Here is a 1,351-nt window from a genome sequence, read left to right on the forward strand (position 1 = left end):
CAGGCGCGGTGAGTCATTGATTTGGGCGCCCCGCGCGGGGCGCATTGATGACTTTTTGCGAAGTCATCATCTTTAATCGCCACACAGTTAGCTGACATCTCATTTGCATCATGAATAATGCGGGCTAGCTGTGGCGTGACAAGCCGTGCCTCCGTGCTGCATGCTCTTCCGGGCTCTGACGCCGGTCGGCCGGAACCCATCTTCCCAGATTTTCTCTGTGCTCTTAGTGAGTTCTGTGGTGCAACAGCCTTTTCAAGCTCTGACGGCATACGCCTGAATCTTCCACCCCCCAGCTGTATTGTTTCCTCTGGGTACTCATTTCCCGGAAGGACCCTTTACCCTAATTCGCTACCCCGCCCTCCCTGCGCTCTCCCAGCTGGCCCTCCGTCGCCTCCCCCGAAATCCCCATTTCCCTGTGATACGACTGGGGCTTGTGGCACCCCACCATGCATTTGCCCCCGTCGTCGAAGGGATAAAAGGTCATGGTGTAGCACATGAGCGTCTCGCACTCGTACTCGCGGAGCAGGTCAAAGGGCTGGGAGGAGCCGTGGGGGCTGTGGCAGGCAACGCACGAACGCGCCTTGCCCCTCTTGACGATGCCGTACTTGTTGGCCTTGAGCTCTCCCTGGACGTGGAGGTCGTGAAGGTTCCTGCCCCCGTCCCGGAAGTTGGTGACCCCGTCCTCCCCCTTGCCGGTAACAAGGGAGGGATCGTGGCACGCAAAGCACAGAGCGTACATCTCCGGGTCGAAACCATCCGGGTAACGCTCCTTGTTGTACGCGGCGATCAGGAGTTGCGGCTGGGGCCCGGAGTGGGCAGCGTGGCAGTCGGTGCAGCTGCCCTCCGTAAGGGCAGTGTGCAGTTTGTTGTCGAATTCACCCAGGATCTCGTGGCACTCCCCGCAAAGGGTGCGCTGGTCACTCAGGAGAAGGGGCCTGTTGGCCGAGGCGTGGGGTGTGTGGCAATCGGTACAGCTCCCATCGGAGACCGCCTCGTGAACGAAGGCCCCTTCGACCATGGAGTCGTGGCATTCGGAGCACAGCCCCTCGGCCGGGCCCGACAGCAAGGTGGCGTTGTCGGACGAGTGGGGGTCGTGGCAGGCCTGGCAGCCATCTTCCTTAATGATGCTGTGAAGCGCCCCCTCGTCGGCCACCTCGTGGCACTCGGAACACAGGGCCGGATCGGGCTTGATGAGCAGCGCCTTGTTCTTCGAGGCGTGGGGACTGTGGCAATCCACGCACCCTCCGTCCGCGGCGGCCTCGTGGACAACAGCCTTTTCCGCAGGGTCGTCGTGGCATTCGAAACAGAGGGTTGCCGGATCCTGGACCAGGAGCGTCTTGTTGGCTGATCC

The 1,351-nt window shown here is 61.6% G+C and carries 1 protein-coding gene; it reads right to left on the reverse strand.

Annotation, left to right across the window (positions count from 1 at the left end; translation table 11 throughout):
* Nucleotides 1-340: 340 nt before the first annotated feature.
* Nucleotides 341-1,351, reverse strand: a 1,011-nt coding sequence (locus P1S46_00785) for a cytochrome c3 family protein (GenBank protein ID MDF1535023.1), incomplete at its 5' end; no start/stop codon positions are given.

It is taken from the genome of bacterium, from assembly GCA_029210545.1.
GTDB lineage: Bacteria > BMS3Abin14 > BMS3Abin14 > BMS3Abin14 > BMS3Abin14 > JARGFV01.